Raw genomic sequence first — 564 nt, forward strand, 5'->3', positions numbered from 1 at the left:
CAGATATTGGAAGATCAGGGAGCAATAGTCACCCCTGATCCAGCAGAATTCCAGTCTTCGGTGCCACAAGCACAAATGCAGTTTACGTGGAATACGGAATGTATGGATGTACGTGACCAGCCTTATACCGTTGTATTCAAAATAACAGATAACCCATCGCTAGGACCTAAGCTTGTAAGCTTTGCTTCCTGGAATATCACAGTAGTAGGTCCACAGCCTGCATTAAATACCGTTGTTCAGGAAGGTCAGGGAATACGACTCAACTGGGATAAGTATCTGTGTCAAAACGCAGAAATCATACAAATATGGAGGCGTGTGGATTCCAATCCTTACGACCCAGATGAATGCGAGACAGGAATAAGAGAAAATGCAGGCTATAGTTTGATTCAGGAATTGGGTCCTGATGCTACCACCTATAGAGATACAAACTTAGCAGCAGCAGCTAAGTACTGCTATAGAATTCTAGCTATTTTCCCGGCTATACCCGGTGGTGAAAGCATTATATCAGATGAGCTATGCTTTGAATTTGTTCCTGCAGAAGAACCCGTTATTACCCATGTTTCA

1 pseudogene is annotated in these 564 nt (G+C 43.3%); it reads left to right on the top strand.

The features are described from left to right. Window positions 1-564 (top strand): annotated as a pseudogene (locus E1140_RS21145) (gliding motility-associated C-terminal domain-containing protein); the annotation flags it as partial.

Origin of the sequence: Fulvivirga lutimaris, assembly GCF_009711525.1 — a bacterium.
GTDB lineage: Bacteria > Bacteroidota > Bacteroidia > Cytophagales > Cyclobacteriaceae > Fulvivirga > Fulvivirga lutimaris.